Here is a 17,951-nt window from a genome sequence, read left to right as displayed (position 1 = left end):
TTCAATTTTAAATAGGTTAAAGAGTTGCCTGAAGACCGAAAGTTATCGTTCTCATGGCAGGATATCTGTAATAGGTTGTTCCATCCAGTGCCTGTTCCGGGTCCATTCCTTTATGCTTGTAGAAAGTCAGGAAATTTTCTGCCTGAACATAAATCCTGAATTTTTTTAATCCTAATTTTTCAAAATAATCGGAAGGAAGTGTATAGCCCAGGCTCACATTTTTAAGTCTGGCATACGTTCCGGAATATAAGAATCTTGAAGACGTGGAAGTCCAGTTATTCGTTGTTGTGCTTAACGCAGGAACATCGGTATTTGGATTTTCAGGAGTCCATCTATTCAGCATTTCTGCACTCCATGCACGTCCTCCGGCGCTTCCGTTCGACATTAATGATGTATAATCCGTATCAAGGATCTTCCCACCGATGCTGAATGTCAGCAATCCTGAAAGATCAAAGTTTTTATAAGCAATACTTGTGGTAACCCCTCCCATTACTTTAGGCAATGCGGATCCCTGTACTGTTTTGGTTGCTTTGGCATACTCGGAAGTGGTTCCGTCTACTGTATTTCCGTTGGCATCCTGGTAAATGTATCTCCAGAGAGGTTTTCCGTTGGAAGGATCTACTCCTACCCATTCAGGAATAAAGAAATCATAAATAGAACCTCCTACTTCAAGACGTTTTGTTCCTGTGATCACGGATCCTTTGGGCAGCTTTGTTATTTTATTGGTCAGAGTACTCAGGTTGACATCCACATTCCATTGGAAATTATCATTTTTGATAGGCGTTGTGAAGAGTGAAAATTCAAAACCGGTGTTCTGTATTGTTCCCACATTAAAAGGAAAGTCACTGATTCCCAGGGATGGGGCAACCGGCATATTAAACAAAAGATCCTGACTCTTACGTTTAAAATATTCTACATTCCCTTTCACTCTGTTATTAAGAACAGCAAATTCAAGACCTACGTTTAAATTAAGATTGGTTTCCCATTTCACATCATTGGTCTGTACTTTTTCCAGGACTGTTCCCGGCTCACCCAGGTTATTATAAAATTTATACAATTCCTGGTAGGCATAGTACAGAGAGGATCCGTTAGGTCTTCGTAATTTATCATTCCCCTGGCCACCATAGCTGGCACGCAGAGTCAGCTGATTGAATATATTTAAATCCTTAATAAAATCTTCATTTGAAATTTTCCATGAACCTCCCACTGACCAGAACTTCCCCCATCTGTTATCAGCAAAGAACCTTGAAGAACCGTCTGCCCTTCCGGATAATGATAAAAAGTAAGTATTATTAAAATCATATTCCGCTCTTCCCAGAAAACTCAACAAAGAAAATTTGTCACTGTTACCACTAAAGCTCCCCAATAAAGCAGCTGCATCAGGCTCATAATAATAAGGAAGAGAAAACTGGCTTCTGGAGCCGGATATCGTCTGATAATCATATTTGTAGAACTCCTGCCCTCCCAGAACATTCAAGTGGTGTTTTCCGAACTTTTTATCAAAAGTCAGAATATTACTGGTGGTATAAGATAATGTTCTGCTGTTGGATTTCGTTACAGAACCTCCAATTTCACTTCCTTCCCCGAGAAGCGGATTAGAGTAGTAATGACCGTTATAATTCACCAGATCAACGGAAAAGCTGGTTTTAAATTTCAGTTCCGGAAGGAAAATAAACTCTAGAAAACCCTTCCCGGAGAAGTTGTCCTCTTTATTTTCGTTCTTGTCCAAAGGTAATGTTGCTGCAGCATTCTGGTTCTGCAATGCGCTGGTAGGTCTGTATTTCCCGAAATCATAAACCCGGTTTCCTTCTGCATCCAACACATAACTTCCATCTGCATTTCTTTCATAATACGGATAGAAAGACGGAATAACCCTGGCTGCATTGATGATATTGTCAGTTCTCGAGTCTGAAGATGGCGGCGCATTCTGGATACTGTTGGTATAGCTTAAATTGGCCCCTGCATTCAGCCATTTCTTTACTTCTGAATTAATTTTTAACCTCGTGGAAAATTTCTGAAATCCGGATTCAATGGCAATTCCTTTATCGTCAAGATATCCTAACGAAAAGAAATAATTGCTTTTCTCACTGCCTCCGCTGATATCAAAATCTACCTGGCTTCTGGAAGCTGTTCTCTGAAGAATATCTCTCCAGTCATCATTCCACAAAGCTTTTGCTCCAGGAACAAGCTTTCCGTCTGTCCCTACCGGGTTGGGAAAACCGGCTCCGTAAGGATTGATTCCCAAAGCAGTTGTCAGGTTATCACTCGCCATCTGTGCTGCCTGCTGTGAGCTGATCTGCCCCGATTTATAACCGTTTCTCAATGCTTCCCAATAAAGCTGGAAATACTGATCGGTGCTTACCTGCTTATAATCCTTTACCGCTCTGTTGGAAAATCCCTGGCTGATATTAAAATTGATCCTGGATTCTCCTTTCTTACCGGATTTTGTTGTGATGATAATAATTCCGTTAGCTCCCCTTGAACCGTATAATGAACTTGCGGTGGCATCTTTCAAAACACTGATGGATTCAATATCATTAGGGCTGATGGAATTGATGTTTCCGTCAAAAGGAATCCCGTCTACCACATACAATGGATCACTTGAAGCACTTATAGAGCCAATTCCTCTTATTCGTACAGAAGCGGTAGAACCCGGCTGTCCGGAGGCACTTACTGCCTGGATCCCCGGAACCTGCCCTTCCAGCGCTTTTGTAATATTGGTAACCGGCCTATTGTTGATTTTATCACTGGATATGGTAGCTACTGAACCGGTATAACTTGTTCTTTTAGCCTTACCATAAGCAATGACAACCACTTCATCGATTTCCTTTTCGTTAACCGTATCTTTCTTAGTTTGGGTCTGAGCCTGTACGCCCATTATTCCTAAGAAAAATATAGCAACAGGTGGAACCCAAACCTTAGAATTAATTAAATTTTTACTAATCATAATCAATTTTATTTATCATATATTTAAAAAATACCCTTTGCGGAAAAGACAGCAAAGGGCATCGCTCAATACGATAAACCAAGTGCTTATTTTTCCTTTATAGGCTGAATGTAACACCTTGCTCTGGGCAGGTTGTTAAGATTTCACAGGGTCAGTTCCCTCCATCTTTCTTTATAAGCCGATCGAAATATGTCTGCAAATCTAAAAACAATTAGTCCACAAAACAAGTAGACTTTAAATTTTATTATGAAATATTTTCAAAAATTAACTTAAATTTCATCTAAAACCCCAATAAATAAGCACTTACAAATATTACATAATTGTTAAATATGAGAAATATCATTAATAATACTTGAATTAATATTTTATTCTAATAAGTATCGGAAAATAAAAAATGACGCTGTTAGCGTCATTCTATGTTGCAATCAAATTTAAATCATTTAATACAGTCTCTGAATGGATACGAAGACTTCCAATGTATTATCTAAGTTGTTTGAATCTGTAGTAGTATTACCATTACCAGCACTGGTGAAAGATTTATTATCTATACGCAGTGCATAATAAACTCTATACCATTTGTTATCCGCAGTAGTAATGTCAAAAGTTACCGTTTCGTTTCTACCATAAGTAAGATATACGCCATCATCAAACTGAGCATAATTATTTGGAAAGACTAACAGATTGGCTCCATGTGAGTCACCGGTATGGGTAGATACTTCAGAAACCCATACTTTTGCATTGGCTGCAGTGATATTGTAGAGACGGGGATCAAAATTCGTACTCGCGCCACTGGAATCAAATGCATTGGGAGCAGTAATAAAAGCATCGACCCTGAAAGTATTGTTGATTACCGGAAGATCATTAAGAAACTGGCTTAAAAGAAATGATGCTGTTTTGCGCGGAATTGAAGAATGGTAATATACCAGCTCCCCAGGAGCAATTACTGCTCCTGCTCCCACCGTTGCACTACAGCTCTGTCCACCGATGTTGATTGCAAAGGTGGTAAGTGTAGGACTGGAAACAGTAGGCACACCCGATACTGTATAGCTAAGAATTCCCGAACCTACATTGAAATTTCCGGCAGCCAGTGTTGCAGTAAGCCCGTTTACAGGTCCCACAGTCTGTGCCGCATAAACTCCACCGTTCCCTCCGGTATAGGGAACAGTCATTGTTCCCGTATAAGGTGTTCCGGCAGTATAAGTTCCCGGTGAAAGCGTCACCCCGTTACAGGTAATAGAGCCTAAAGTTCCGGGAGCAAGAGAGCCATTGTTAAATGTTCTCCATTCTGTACCGTTCCAGAATACATAGCCTACATAACCGAGTCCTCCGGTTCCTACATTATACACAAGCAGTCCCGCAGCAGGTGAAGGTATTGTTACCTGATCAGTCTGAGAGGTCAATGCTGCTTTTGGTCCCAGAAGCCCTTTTTACTTCCAACCGCAAGCCCATCCACATTAATGTCCAAAATTGCAGATGCATCAGGTACTGTAGTGCCAACTCCCACACTTCCGGATGATGTCACCGTAAAATCATTGGATTGCTGTACAGCTGTTGGGGTACCAGTTGCATTATTATCTTTTGAACCGTCAACATGGAAAGTTCCTTGTGGATTTGCAGTATTAATACCTACTTGTGAATACATGGACACAAAGCCGAAGCCTGTAATGAGTAAAATAATTTTCTTCATGATAATTTTTTTAGTTAAAGAGGGAAATCTTCTCCCTGAGATTCATTTGTGTATTTCTGAGACAATTTTAAATTTCGTCTTATGCTTCAAAACCATTTGATATTTCAATATCTCCATAATTTTTTACTGATATCTATTCAATAAAAACTTTTAGATATGTTCCCTTTTTTCAATAATTTTGTAAAGTGAAAAGAGAACATTCTTGAAATATTTTTTGATTTAAAACTATTTGCAAAAATATTGCTGACGATAAATCAAAAAAAGATCAGATTAATGATAATCACGAAAATGACTTAAATTAAATAGAGCACTGAAAAACAATCAGTTATCAAAATCATTTTCAGAAATTCATTGATCCTTCATTTAAATAAACTTTCCTACGTCCACAAATGAGCACAACACATGAACAAATAGAAAAATTAAAGCATGAGCTGATGGACAGATATATCTTCCTTATGATTATTATTTTAGGAATTTATGCTGCTATCTTTACGTTTTATATTCATGATGAAGTAATGCCCTGGTATTTAACCGGAGGATTGCTTTTTTAGGATACAGCTATTCAATCATGCGAAAAAGGTTTTCTACCCGTACTCTCGTTCATTTGTATCTAATTACTGCTACTCTGTATAATTTCTACATCATGCTTGCTTTTTGGGACAACTCGGTCGCAAGTTTTTGCTGGTTGCTGCCCGTCCCACTGGGAGCCTATATCTTTTTCACGAAAAAGAAGTATTATTCTATACCTTTTATATTATCCTTATTATCTTAACCGGCTATTTTTTAGCAAACAACGTGGCTTTTAACTTTCCAAAACATACTCAAAAAGAAATCATCTTCACAGATACGATTTTAATTATTTCAAATGTTCTGGTAGTTGCGTTATTAATTCATTACAATGATAAAATCAGAAAAGTTGAAATCCTGTCACGGTTTTCCCAGGCTGAAAAAACAGAAAAAGAGAAAATAACCATCACAAAACCCGCTCCGGAAGATATTGAGACAGACAATGAAAACATGGAAAATCTTTTCAATAAAATTGAGGAATCCATGACAGAAAATATGCTTTTTAAAGATGTAAAATTCAATCTGTCTTCTTTAAGCGTAGCAATGGACGTCAACAGCAGCTATATTTCGAAAGCCATCCGACACAAGGGATTTCCGAACTTTAACAGCTATCTGAATACCTACAGGATAAATTATATAAAAAGACTATTTACAGAGGTTGATTTTCAGAAAACAACACTCATGTATGTTTACACTGAGGCCGGATTTTCAAACCAATCGACATTCAACAGGGTTTTCAAGCAAATTGAAGGAATCACACCATCAGAATATTTCCAGAAAAATCTGAAAAACAACAGCGAAAACAGTATTTAAAAAATATTATCTTTGAATAAATTATTTTCAATGAAAGTCCTTATTATTAACGGCCCCAATCTCAATCTGCTCGGTACAAGAGAACCGGAAATCTATGGAACCCTTTCCATGGAGGATTATTTGGAAAAATTAAAGACTGAGTTTCCTTCTTATGAATTAAAATATTATCAGTCCAATATTGAAGGAGAGATTATTAACAGACTTCAGGAAGATGATTTTGATGCACTGGTAATTAACCCCGGAGCTTATACTCATTATTCGTATGCTATCTCGGATTGCCTTAAAAACATCAGAAAACCGAAAGTAGAAGTTCATATCAGTAATATTTACAAAAGAGAGGAATTCCGTCAGAAATCTGTTACGGCAGCCAATACGGATGCTGTGTTGTCCGGTTTTGGAATGGACGGGTACAGGCTGGCAATTTTAAGTTTGAAATGATAATAAACGTTGAAGAATATGCTTCGACTCCGCTCAGCAAAACATTTCTGATACTATTAAAATAAAAAAAGCCTCATCACTTGATGAGGCTTTTTGTTTTATTAAGTAGTCTGCTGCTGAAGCTGCGGTCCTGAAGCAACTAGCTTCTTCCCTTCTTCAGTATTACAATACTGTTCAAAGTTTTTGATATATCTTGCAGCAAGATCTTTTGCTTTTTCTTCCCATTCCGCAGCAGTGCTGTATGTTTCTCTAGGATCCAGGATACCTTCGGAAACATTCGGAAGCTGTGTAGGAATTTCAAGGTTCATAATCGGAACCTGAGTTTTAGGAGCATTTTCGATAGAACCGTCAATGATCGCATCAATAATCGCTCTGGTATCTTTAAGAGAGATTCTCTTTCCGGTTCCGTTCCATCCTGTATTCACCAGATAAGCTTTAGCTCCATGTTCTTTCATTTTCCCGATCAATGTTTTAGAATACATGGTTGGGTGAAGGGTAAGGAAAGCTTCTCCGAAAGCAGGAGAGAAAGATGGTTCCGGCTCAGTGATTCCTCTTTCTGTACCCGCCAGTTTTGAAGTGTACCCACAAAGGAAGTGATACTGTGCCTGGTTTTCATCCAAAATAGAAACCGGAGGCAATACTCCAAATGCATCGGCAGAAAGATAAACGATTTTTTTAGCATGCCCTGCCTTGGAAGGAAGAACAATTTTGTTGATATGATAAATCGGGTAAGATACTCTTGTATTTTCTGTGATAGATCCGTCTTTATAATCAGCGATTCCGTTGTGCACCACTACGTTTTCAAGAAGTGCATCTCTTTTGATCGCTCTGAAAATATCGGGTTCTTTTTCTTCTGAAAGATCAATAACTTTAGCATAGCAACCTCCTTCATAGTTGAAAACCCCATTGTTATCCCAACCATGCTCATCGTCACCGATCAGGTATCTTTTAGGATCTGCAGATAAAGTTGTTTTTCCAGTCCCTGAAAGACCGAAGAAAAGCGCCACATCACCATCCTCACCTACGTTAGCAGAGCAGTGCATGGAAGCCATTCCTTTTAAAGGTAGATAGTAATTCATCATGGCAAACATCCCTTTCTTCATTTCACCACCATACCATGTACCTCCAATGATCTGTAGTTTTTCAGTAAGGTTGAACATGATAAAGTTCTCAGAATTAAGCCCTTGAGCTTCCCAATTTGGGTTGGTTGTTTTGGAACCGTTGATTACTGTGAAATCCGGCTCTCCGAAGTTTTCAAGCTCATAGTGAGACGGACGGATAAACATATTGGTAACGAAATGCGCCTGCCACGCTACTTCAACGATGAACCTTACTTTTAGTCTTGTATCTGTGTTGGTACCACAAAAAGCATCAACTACATAAATTTTCTTAGCTTCAGAAAGCTGGTTCAGCACTAATCCTTTACAAAAATCAAAATTTTCCGCTGTTGTAGGAAGGTTTACTTTTCCGTCCCAGAAAATTGTGTCTTTTGTAACATCATCCTGAACGATATATCTGTCTTTAGGTGAACGACCTGTGAAAACTCCGGTTTTTACTGATACTGCACCGGATTCTGTAAGCTCAGCTTTCTCAAAGCCTTGATTTTCAGGAGCTATTTCAGCCTGATATAACTCTTCATAAGAAGGGTTATAGACGACTTCATAATTTCCTTTAATCCCTAATTTTTCTAAATCCTGGATGATTTTAGCGTGTTTCATTTTACTTATATTTTCTATTTCTTTATTGGGTTCAACAAAATTAATATTAATTATTTGTTAAAGGTGGTTTAAATATAATGATATAAGTCAGAATGACAAATAAAAAAACAGGATTGTAAATTACTGATTATAAATTAATTATATCAGACCATTCAAAAACAGTATTGAAACCTTTTCCCCAAAAATAGTCCTTATAGCCGTGAAATTTGGCACTCATCACAAAATCCCCACCCCATGCTCCCAAACTTTTAACGAAAACAGGACAGTCTGCAAAAAACCTTTCTTTAACTGTGGGAATTTCAAGGAATTTCGAAATCTTTTGCTCATGAATCATCATCAGCTCAGAAAAATTTTCCAATTCGCTGCATAACAAAACTTTTCTTGTGATATCCGAAAATTCGTCAACCAAAATTTGGGACTTCGATCTGGACTTGTAAAAACTGATCCCTTCCCTGCTATCCTGCTTCTGATTCAGATGAATAAAAATCAGTTCATTTTTGAATGGAGGATTGAAATCTACCTTTTCATAACTGATCTGTGGTTGGCTTTGAAAAAGAACAGCAGATTTTTCTTTTGCAACTGCAATATCATAGCCGCTTCCTCCCAGGCTGATGCTGTTAAGGTAGAAAGGATCAATGCCTGCCCACTCTGCAAGGTTGGTCATTAAAGTAGAGCTGCTCCCCAGTCCGTAGTCTGCGGGAAACTGGAGGTTGGTCTTCAGATGGTAAGTAAAATGATTTTTGAATCTGGTTTCCGAAAGCTGCTGAACGTCTTTTAAGGTTTTCAGAATAAATTCAGCGCTTGAAGGAAGGTTGGTTTCGAGGATCTGCCAGTTTTTATAATCAATGACAGCTTTCAGCCATAATTTGTTCTGATGGTAGGCTTCCCAAAAGATCAATGATTTTCCATCGTCTTTTTCCTCAAAAAAAAACTCTTGTCCAAGCTTAGTGGGTACCGCCAGGACAAGAGCTCCGTCTATTGCGAAATATTCTGAAGTAAGCATAAGCTTTCCCGGTGAAAATATTCCGCTCATCGTTGTTTATTTATATTGCAGAGGCAACGTCTACAGAAGGGTCAATTTTCTTGATCAGTCCCTGAAGTGTTTTTCCAGGACCTACTTCCACGAAATTAGAAGCGCCGTCCTTGATCATATTCTGAACAGACTGCGTCCATTTTACAGGACCGGTAAGCTGGGCGATCAGGTTTTGCTTGATTTCCTCAGGATTAATTACCGCTGTAGTCGTAATATTCTGATAAACCGGAATAGTTGCTTTTCTGAATTTTGTTTTTTCTATAGCTGCGGCCAGTCTTTCTTGTGCCGGCTGCATCAATGGAGAATGGAACGCTCCGTTTACAGGAAGTAACAGGGCTCTTTTTGCTCCTGCTTCTTTAAGCTTTATGCAGGCTTCTTCTACAGCAGGTGTTTCTCCTGAAATTACCAATTGCCCGGGGCAGTTGTAATTGGCAGGCACTACAATTCCACTGATCTGTGCACAGATTTCTTCAACTTTAGCATCTTCAAGACCTAAAATTGCAGCCATAGAGCTTGGATTGGCATCACATGCTTCCTGCATGGCTTTTGCTCTTTCGAAAACCAGCTTCAAACCGTCGTCAAAGGATAAAACTCCATTGGCCACTAAAGCTGAAAATTCGCCTAAAGAATGTCCTGCCACCATTTCGGCTCCAAGACCGTTCACTGCTTTTAAAGCAGCAACTGAATGTATAAAGATTGAAGGCTGGGTAACCTCTGTTTTTTTAAGATCTTCATCTGTCCCGTTGAACATCAGGGAAAGAATATCAAAACCTAAAATTTCATTGGCAGATTCCATTAAGTCCTTAATGTCTTTTCTAGAATCGTACAATTCTTTTCCCATTCCTACGAACTGAGAACCCTGCCCAGGAAATACAAGTGCTTTCATGTATTGAATTAAATATTATGCAAATATAAAGATAATGTTAAAAATATTCCTTTAAAAAGGCATAAATCGGTTAAGGAACTAGTCTGATCACACGGTATCCGGTGTTTACATAAGCTCCGTTTGCTTTGGATTTTACAAATTCAAACTTGGTAGCAAGCTGAGTCTGAACCTTATTCATTTGTTTAAAGATCTCTCCTTTTTTATTTTCTCTCGTCAGCATGTCGTTCACAACATCAAACCCTACGATAGCATATTTTGGAGGCGTCTTACAGTATTTGCTTTTATAAGCAGCCAGGATTTCTTTCTCAAAACTACCTTCTGCATTAATCTTTCTGTCCATCAGGTACACAAGGCTTGCCTGGCTCAGTTCATCCACTTTCTTCTCGAAAACAGGAGAATAATACATGCTGAAGGCTTTTACTCCCTGCACTTCTTTGGAAAGAGCAATGGTCTTGTTGGCAAAAGCTTCTCCGGCAGCATCATTATCACTGGCAAGTATCGCAATAACAGGAGCGGACTGCCCGGTCATCATGTTCTTATCCAGCTGGATTTCTGAAGGTGAATTAACGATAATGATATTTGGATTTTTAACTGCTTTTTCGAGACCGCCTTTAATATAGCTCGCAATCTCTTTTTTGCTGTCTGCCACTACATATATTTTCTGATCTGAATAAACAGCTTTTACTTCATCAACAATTTTATCTGCGTAGGTCTGGTCATTGGTTTCAACAATGATCAGGTTGCTGTAGTTGTATAGCTCCGGTGAGTTGGCAAATGGTGCTACTACCGGTATTTTCTGATTTCTTGTAAAATCAAGGACATCAATCACATTGGATTTGAAGAATGGGCCGATGATCAGGTCCGTATTTTCAGGATTGATCTGGGCCATTGAATTTTTAAATGAGGCTTCGTTCCCTGAATCTACTATTTTAATGTCAAGCTTCTGTCCGCCACTGGCATTTCTTTCAATGGCCAGTTTAGCTCCGGTAAGGAAATCCAGTGCCATAGATCTATACTGAGTTTCGTTGGTGCTGTACCCAAAAGGCAGCATTAAAACAACGCTCAATGCATCTCCGTTTTTCTTAACATAAGCAGGATCCTGTTTTTTGATCTTTAAGACCATCCCTGTTTTCAGTCCTTTGGAAAGTTCAGGATTCAAAGCGATCAGCTCATCAATCGAAACTCCGAACTTATTAACAATGGAGAACACAGTATCTCCCTGCTGAACGGTATAGGTAACGTAATCATCAACTACTGTAGTTACAGTTCCTGCAGATGATTTTTCGTTTCCGGATTCTATTTTTGTTTTCGGATTTACGGGTTCGGAAACCACATCTGTATCCGTATTTGATTTTTTTACTCTGATGGTTTCACCCGGTTTAAGACCTTTTTCTTCCAATCCCGGATTCAGGGCAAAAAGTTCCTGCTGGCTGATTCCAAACTGTTTTGTAATTCTGTAATAATTATCTTTTGACTGGATCACATACGCTTCTCCTTCTGCAGGTGTTGTCACTGCTGCGGATGTTTCCGTATGGGTTTCTGTAGATTTAGTAACTACAGCGGCTGGAGTCGCCTGCTGTTCTCCGCCGTATTTTTTAATGCTTTCAAGAGGTAAAGCGATCTCGTCTCCTATTTTCATATGGGAATCGAGCTCAGGGTTCAGCTTTCTTAAATCGGTCTCAGAGATACGGTATTGTTTGGTAATTCCGTAAATAGTCTGCTTAGGCTGAAGGATTATTTTTCCAACCTGACCTACTGAACTGGATTTTACTTTTTCAGTAACGGCAGGTTTGGAAGCAGGAGCTGTATGTTTCTCAGCTCTCACCGTAACAACATCGCCTATTGCCAGCTTACCGTCTTTATATTTAGGATTCAGCTTTAACAATTCATCTACAGTAATTCCGTATTTTTTTGCAATATTATAGGGATTATCTCCTTTTACAACGGTGTGAGAGTTCTGGGCAGATACCCCCAAAACCATACATAAACTGGACAAAATAAAAAACCTCTTTATCATACTCGATAATTATAATTTACAAAAATACTTCTTTAAAATTAAATGGCAACAATTATTAATTTGGATTCTTGAACCACCATTTCTTCCCAACAATTTTCAAGCCATGAATAGCCATAGTCTGAAAAGAATACGCTAAAGTTATAGACTCTTTCCTGCCAGGTTTTTGAAGGGTGAACATCTAAAAACAGTTTTTCGAGTCTTTCAAGCAGCTCGCCCTGTTTTATTTTTTCTGCATGAAGCAGACGTTTTTTCATTCTTTTAAATGATTTCAGTTGTCTTACTTCTTCTGCTTTTACCATATTTCCGAAAGAGCGTTCTGTGGTTTCAGCAATTGCTTTCAGCTCGGAGAAGTTTTTCTCCAAAAGAAGCTCTTTCTCTTCAAGCAATGACAATACCCTGCTGTCTTGTAAAATTTTCTGATTGGTAATTGCTGTAAAGTTTCCAAAGAAGTCCTGAATATTAAGGTCCAGTTTCTCAATTTTTCCAATTGTTTTTTCTTTGATGAAAAGCATTGAATTTCTTGGGATCAAAACGGGGAAAGGGATATTGACCGCTTTGAAATAGTCTTTAAGCTCCAGCCAGTACATAATTTCAGCATTTCCTCCGATATAAGCGAGGTTAGGAAGTACTTTTTCCTGATAAACCGGCCGCATTAATGCATTCGGGCTGAATTTCTCCGGATGGTTTTCAAGTTCCCGAAGGATTTCTTCCTTTGTAAATTTTATGTCTGTATCTACTACAATGTATCTTTCACCGTCAAAATCGATTCTGTCTCTTGTTCCGGAAAGGTAAAATAGGTTGATATCCCTTGGATTGACCTGTACCTTTCCATATTTCTCTGTCAGAAAATCTACTTTCTGTTTTGAGTTCTTCTGTAAACTGAAATTCAGCAGCTCATCTTTGAAAATATCTTTAACCTGATTTTTGAGTTCTCTGGAATTCCCGTCTATAATCAGTAATCCAAATTCAGAGAAAAGTCTGTTTACTAATATTTTGATAGCCTGTGTAAGTGTATTTCCTGCTTTATACGCTTCTTTCATCATCAGGATCAGCTCCGTTCCGAACACAGAATCCTTGAATTCTTTTTCAAATTCTGAAATAAAAAAGGTATCGCTGATGGTGATCTTACCTACCGGTCCGCCAGACTTCTCGTTGATCTCGTAATAATTGTGTTCTGTTTTAAAATGATTGATTTCGGCAAAATCGTGGTCTTCAGAAGCCATCCAGTACAGGGGCACAAAATTAAAATCCGGGAAGTTCTCTTTCAGATAAGTACATGTTTTAATGGTCTGCAAAATTTTGTAAACAAAAAAAACAGGTCCTGAAAAAAGATTCAGCTGATGCCCGGTGGTAATAGTAAATGTATTGGGCAACTTCAGATCTTCCAGGTTTTCTTTCTGTTTTGATGAAAGGATAAGCTCTGAAAGCTGTTCTTCCAATACTTCAGACAGAACATTTCTCTGATCCTGTGCAAAAGCGTTTTGCTTGAGATGGATCTGATCTTTAAAGTGATCCAGAGAAAAGGTATTTTTTTCAAAGCCCTCAATTTTTTGATTCAGAAAATCTTTTACCAGCTGAGGAATGCTTTCTATATCGTTAAATGATATTTTATTTATTGTTTTCAACTTTGTTTTGCTTTTAGTTGAACAAATACCACACAATACCAATATTTAACCTGAAATCGTAAACCGGATAGTGTGGAAATGCATATGCTTTATTGTTGGAAAGAACTGTTCCTATCTGCTGGCCTTCTACATAGAAGAACATTTTTTTAACCTTCATATTGATATAAAGATCTGCGATAGGCTGTCCGCCGATAGAAAATGAATCTGCATTAGGCAGAATATATTCGTTTAAGATAGGGAAGTAATCTCTTGAGGCAAATTTTGAGAAGTAATAAACTTTCAATCCGGCCTGGATTTCTGCCGCTTTTTTAAACGCCTGGCTCTGGAAGAAGAAATTGGCTCTTCCGATGAAACCTGGCATTGGCAGAAGTTCTTTATTGGTGAGTGCATTCTGGAAATGAACTCTTGTATTCAGATGGAATTTCCCGAAGCTGAATGTGGCATCACCCCCGATCTGAGAGATATTGAGTGAGCTGCTGCTTTGTTGCGGCGCTCCGTCAGCATTGAAATAGGTGTAATTATCTATTCTGAAATAGTTGGCGAAAATTTCGGTTTTAAACCATTTTAGATTAACACTCCCTCCAATTTCCGTTACCGTTTGGTTCTTAGCATTTTCAAGGTAATAATTATATTTGTTGTAAACGGAAGTGTTCAGAAGATAATTAAATGAAGGATAAGCACTTTGGAAGTTTACTTTTGCATTTACAAAATAATCTTTTACGGGTTCAAATTTTATGTTGTTAGCTGTTCTAAGGTAGCTTCCGAATTGGCTTCCGTTGGAAAATTCCAAAAAGGATTTCAACTGAAATTTGTCCCAAAGCTTTACCTGAAGATTTCCTACCGCCCCTATTCTGTTTTCTTTAAGTTCAGTAGGAAGAGTTATTCCATTTATTGTCATAAGATCTCTAACGCCAAATTTCAACATCTGATAACGTACTCCACCATCAAGCTTGAATTTTTCATTATTAAAAACAAGACTTACCGTATTGCTGAAGTTATCAGAATATTTTTTGTTGTAAGAGGAAAACCACTGGTCAGTTCTGTGGCAGCATCATCATACCAATAAGATTCTACCGTCCCTTGATTATAGAAATATTTATTCCCCTGATGGGACAAGGTATGTCGTATGCTAAAAGGGAATTTTTCCGAATTAAAAGGTGTAAACTGGTGACTCAGATAATACCTTCTGTACGAAAACTGTGAGCTTGATGAAGCCAGATTCACCTGAGCGTTCTGTCTGTTACTGTAATTGCTGTCACCACTCTGAAAGAGATCATCTTCCGTTATTCCCCCACTTTCCTGATTGTTTACATTCTGATGGAGATAGTGGGCAAACAATTCATAGTTCCCGCTTTTGGACACATAATGTCCTGAAAATAAAGTATTGTTATTGGAAGCTAAGGAGTTTCTGTAAAATCCCTGAGAACGAAGTCCCATATACTCCAATGCAAAGTTGAATCTTTTCCCGATATTCTGGGTATAGGTAGATTTTAATGCAGCTCCATTCTTCATAGCCGTATGGTAAATGAAAGCAGCTGTAGGGGTTTTTACATCGTAATATTTTACATCATCAGCACCGATGATCATGTATGCCTTGTTGGAAGGAAGCAGAGAAAGGTTCTGTTCGGGATTAACTTCATAAACGAGAGGATTAAATCCTGCCCCTATATTGGCAACCTGAGCTCTGCCGAAGTTATCCGTATTATTATATTGTGAAAAGATATGGGTTTTGTCAAAAGTCATTACCGTATCAAAAATCTTCTTTTCAGAAAACTGGGTCTGATACTGGTAATCATTAATGGTAGGCTTAAAAATCTTCAAAGAATCTTTTTTCCCGGTATCTATAACAAGGGTATCTTCTTCTTTTTGGGTTGATTAACATCTGTTTTATTAACGACCTGCGCCTTTGCGACGCAGCCAAAGAAGATGATTATAATAAGGATATACTTCATGTGTTCATTTATATTGTTCAAAAATCACCTGGACCCTAAAGGCTCATTCTTGATTTTGGTACAGCAAAAATAAGAAATAAAAGGAAACAAAAACCCCTGCTTGAAGCAGGGGTCAAGATATGGTGTTTACTTGTTTATGAATTCTACCAGTTTTATCATGTCTGGTTCTTTGTTGAAATTGATTTTATTAGATTTCACAAAATTATCCAGATCTTTCTTATCTACTGAAAAAATTGCAGCGGCATCTGCTGAGTTTTTAGGGAATTTGGAGAACTTTTTGTCTTTAGCTATTAGATAAAGATCCTTATCTTTTTCATAGTAGTCATTAGCGTCTTTAGTAAAACCATTATTACTTTTCGTCCCTCCCATAAGCTCCATTTTTTCTCTTTTATATAAAGAGAATTTAGGATTATCTACTAATATTACCAGATATCCAACTTTTGTTTTACCTTCATAAGAGTATGTAAGAGACTCATACGTTTTTTTAAGAGCTGGAAAATGAATTATAAGTCCTTCTGTTTTATTGGCATTATATAACTCTTCCCCCATCTTGAATTCCATTTCATCCTCATAAGCATTATAACGGAGATTCTGAACATTTTTGCTATAATCCTTTATAATAACTTTTTCGAAGTTGTCTCCATTTAAATATGGAGATCCATCGATTTTACGATCCTCCTTATGTACTCTTCCGGGTTTACTATAGAAACCGTCTGGTGTTGTAACAACATTCAGGATATCGCTGTTTTGGGAAAAGAGACTCTGCCCTACAAGTATTGTGATAATAAAAGTATTTTTTTTCATATTAATATTAATCTTTAATTTAAAAAGCCGCTCTTAGAGCGGCTTTTTTTGTATTAATTACCAAACCCTGGGTTAGGCGTTACTAATGTTCCGGGAACATTAATTTCTGTTCTAGGGATAGGGAAAGTTAACAATTGGTTTCCAACGTTTCTAACAGTACCTGCAACACCGCTAGAGCTTCTTTGAATAATTGGTTGATTTCTTCTTAATAAATCCCAATATCCAAATCCTTCTCCTACAAGTTCTTTCTGTCTTTCAGTGTAAACATCGTTTAATGTAAGTGTCACTGCAGGTGTTAAAGCTCCTGTAGCTTTTCCACGTTTAGCCTGAATCATATTGTAGTAAGTCAATGCAGTTGCAGCATTTCCTCCTGCTTGAAGTTCAGCTTCAGCACCGTTTAATAATACTTCTTCGTATCTTACAACACGAATATTATCAAAACTATTCACATATTTACCATTAAGAACGTTTGTTGATGAAATAACTGCTCCTCTCACATCATCCGCAACATAAGACAGTCTTAATGCAGGAACAACCTTCATATTTCCGTATCCTTTTGGAGCAAGGTTTAGTTTGTTAGAAGTAGATGTTGTTCCAAGGTCGTTAGTGGAACCTACAGCAATTTCAAAAATTGAGTTAACCGAAGAATCCGGTTTTGAAAAACTTCCGGAGAAATCAGATGCACCAATCACAGAATATTTACCTGAAGCAACCAAATCAGCTACCAAAGTTCTAACTTTTGCATAATCACCTTTGTAAAGATAATATCTTGACATAAGTGCTTTCACTCCATATTGGTTAATTTCTGTTCTTGTAAGATGTATATTGGCTGTTGGAGCTCCCATTAGGGAAAGTGCCTTATCAAAATCTGCTTCTATCTGAGCTCTTGTTTCAGCTACTGTAGAACGAGCCTGCTTGGCTTCAGGATTGTACACTGTAGGAATAACTACTCCTGTAGTACCTCCTGCATACTCCTGTCCAAACATTCTCAATAGGTCAAATAAAGCTAAAGCTCTAGAAGCATATGCCTGACCTTTAAGGTAATTAGCTCTTGCCTGAATCACTGCAGGGTCCTGAGATTGTTTCCATGTTAATTGTCCTGAAGGCACATTATTAATTACAATATTAGCCTTTGCAATCACCTTATACATTTCTGCATATGGACCAGAAGAATATTGATCTCCTGCAGTCATAGAATATGAGGCAACTGTCTGATAATAACCCGCACCGTTAGCAAAGTCAGAATACATATTGTTACTTCTAAGTTCTCCAATCATTAAAAAATCACATCCATAATAAGAGGCGCTTCTCATTGAAAGATATTGTCCTTTTACAAACGCATCCAATTCTTCAATGGTATTTAATGGTCCCTGTTGAACCTGCTGAAAGAATTCAGTTTCGATGAAATCATCACTACAAGACGTTAATGCAGCAGTTGATAAAACTGCTAGCATTCCATATTTT

The 17,951-nt window shown here is 37.9% G+C and carries 14 protein-coding genes, 1 pseudogene and 1 riboswitch; of the genes and pseudogenes, 3 read left to right on the top strand and 12 right to left on the bottom strand.

The features are described 5' to 3' along the window. Positions 1–16: 16 nt before the first annotated feature. From N4G44_RS04240 to N4G44_RS04230, 3 genes are all read right to left on the bottom strand, one after another. Complete coding sequence (locus N4G44_RS04240; protein WP_474924755.1) at positions 17–2,947, bottom strand: SusC/RagA family TonB-linked outer membrane protein; 2,931 nt, start codon at positions 2,945–2,947, stop codon at positions 17–19. An 83-nt stretch (positions 2,948–3,030) separates the two neighbouring features. After that, positions 3,031–3,127: riboswitch (SAM riboswitch) on the bottom strand. A gap of 260 nt (positions 3,128–3,387) precedes the next feature. Continuing rightward, positions 3,388–4,347: a hypothetical protein gene (locus N4G44_RS04235; protein WP_474924754.1), complete on the bottom strand. Its 960-nt coding sequence runs from the start codon at positions 4,345–4,347 to the stop codon at positions 3,388–3,390. Next, entirely contained in the window at positions 4,344–4,634 is a 291-nt protein-coding gene (locus N4G44_RS04230) for a hypothetical protein (protein WP_474924753.1), read from the bottom strand. Before N4G44_RS04230 ends, N4G44_RS04235 begins: the two co-directional genes overlap by 4 nt. A 389-nt stretch (positions 4,635–5,023) precedes the next feature. Here N4G44_RS04230 and N4G44_RS04225 point away from each other — a divergent pair, with 389 nt between their 5' ends. The 3 genes from N4G44_RS04225 to N4G44_RS04215 all read left to right on the top strand — a co-directional run bounded on the left by N4G44_RS04225 (position 5,024) and on the right by N4G44_RS04215 (position 6,452). Further along, positions 5,024–5,185 (top strand): hypothetical protein, encoded by a 162-nt coding sequence (locus N4G44_RS04225; protein ID WP_474924752.1) that lies wholly within the window; start codon positions 5,024–5,026, stop codon positions 5,183–5,185. 244 nt (positions 5,186–5,429) lie between these two features. Then, positions 5,430–6,014, top strand: a complete 585-nt coding sequence (locus N4G44_RS04220) for a helix-turn-helix domain-containing protein (protein ID WP_474924751.1) — start codon at positions 5,430–5,432, stop codon at positions 6,012–6,014. A gap of 30 nt (positions 6,015–6,044) precedes the next feature. Then, positions 6,045–6,452: a type II 3-dehydroquinate dehydratase gene (locus N4G44_RS04215; protein WP_474924750.1), complete on the top strand. Its 408-nt coding sequence runs from the start codon at positions 6,045–6,047 to the stop codon at positions 6,450–6,452. A gap of 101 nt (positions 6,453–6,553) precedes the next feature. Here the strand turns inward: N4G44_RS04215 and pckA are convergent, their stop codons facing one another. From pckA to N4G44_RS04170, 9 genes and pseudogenes are all read right to left on the bottom strand, one after another. After that, on the bottom strand, positions 6,554–8,170 hold the full coding sequence (gene pckA / locus N4G44_RS04210) for a phosphoenolpyruvate carboxykinase (ATP) (protein ID WP_474924749.1): 1,617 nt from the start codon (positions 8,168–8,170) through the stop codon (positions 6,554–6,556). Between the two features lie 127 nt (positions 8,171–8,297). Next, entirely contained in the window at positions 8,298–9,203 is a 906-nt protein-coding gene (locus N4G44_RS04205; protein WP_474924748.1) for a GYDIA family GHMP kinase, read from the bottom strand. Positions 9,204–9,213: 10 nt separating this feature from the next. Further along, complete coding sequence (fabD, locus tag N4G44_RS04200) at positions 9,214–10,089, bottom strand: ACP S-malonyltransferase (protein WP_040993469.1); 876 nt, start codon at positions 10,087–10,089, stop codon at positions 9,214–9,216. Positions 10,090–10,159: 70 nt separating this feature from the next. Further along, positions 10,160–12,070, bottom strand: a complete 1,911-nt coding sequence (locus N4G44_RS04195; protein ID WP_474924747.1) for a LysM peptidoglycan-binding domain-containing protein — start codon at positions 12,068–12,070, stop codon at positions 10,160–10,162. A 74-nt stretch (positions 12,071–12,144) separates the two neighbouring features. Beyond that, positions 12,145–13,731 (bottom strand): bacillithiol biosynthesis cysteine-adding enzyme BshC, encoded by a 1,587-nt coding sequence (gene bshC / locus N4G44_RS04190; RefSeq protein ID WP_474924746.1) that lies wholly within the window; start codon positions 13,729–13,731, stop codon positions 12,145–12,147. Positions 13,732–13,744: 13 nt separating this feature from the next. After that, positions 13,745–14,695 (bottom strand): annotated as a pseudogene (locus N4G44_RS04185) (putative porin); the annotation flags it as partial. A 14-nt stretch (positions 14,696–14,709) separates the two neighbouring features. Further along, positions 14,710–15,552, bottom strand: coding sequence for a putative porin (locus N4G44_RS04180; protein ID WP_474924745.1), 843 nt, complete (start codon positions 15,550–15,552; stop codon positions 14,710–14,712). Between the two features lie 257 nt (positions 15,553–15,809). Continuing rightward, a complete protein-coding gene (locus N4G44_RS04175; RefSeq protein ID WP_474924744.1) occupies positions 15,810–16,487 on the bottom strand; it encodes a hypothetical protein in 678 nt (225 codons plus the stop codon). A 53-nt stretch (positions 16,488–16,540) separates the two neighbouring features. Further along, positions 16,541–17,941 carry a RagB/SusD family nutrient uptake outer membrane protein gene (locus N4G44_RS04170; RefSeq protein WP_474924743.1) on the bottom strand — a complete coding sequence of 467 codons (1,401 nt, stop codon included), beginning with the start codon at positions 17,939–17,941 and terminating at the stop codon, positions 16,541–16,543. Positions 17,942–17,951: the final 10 nt, after the last annotated feature.

Source organism: Chryseobacterium sp. GTID13 (assembly GCF_056172655.1).
The sequence above is the reverse complement of the archived record's forward strand: the minus strand, read 5'-3'. Positions and strand labels throughout refer to the sequence as shown.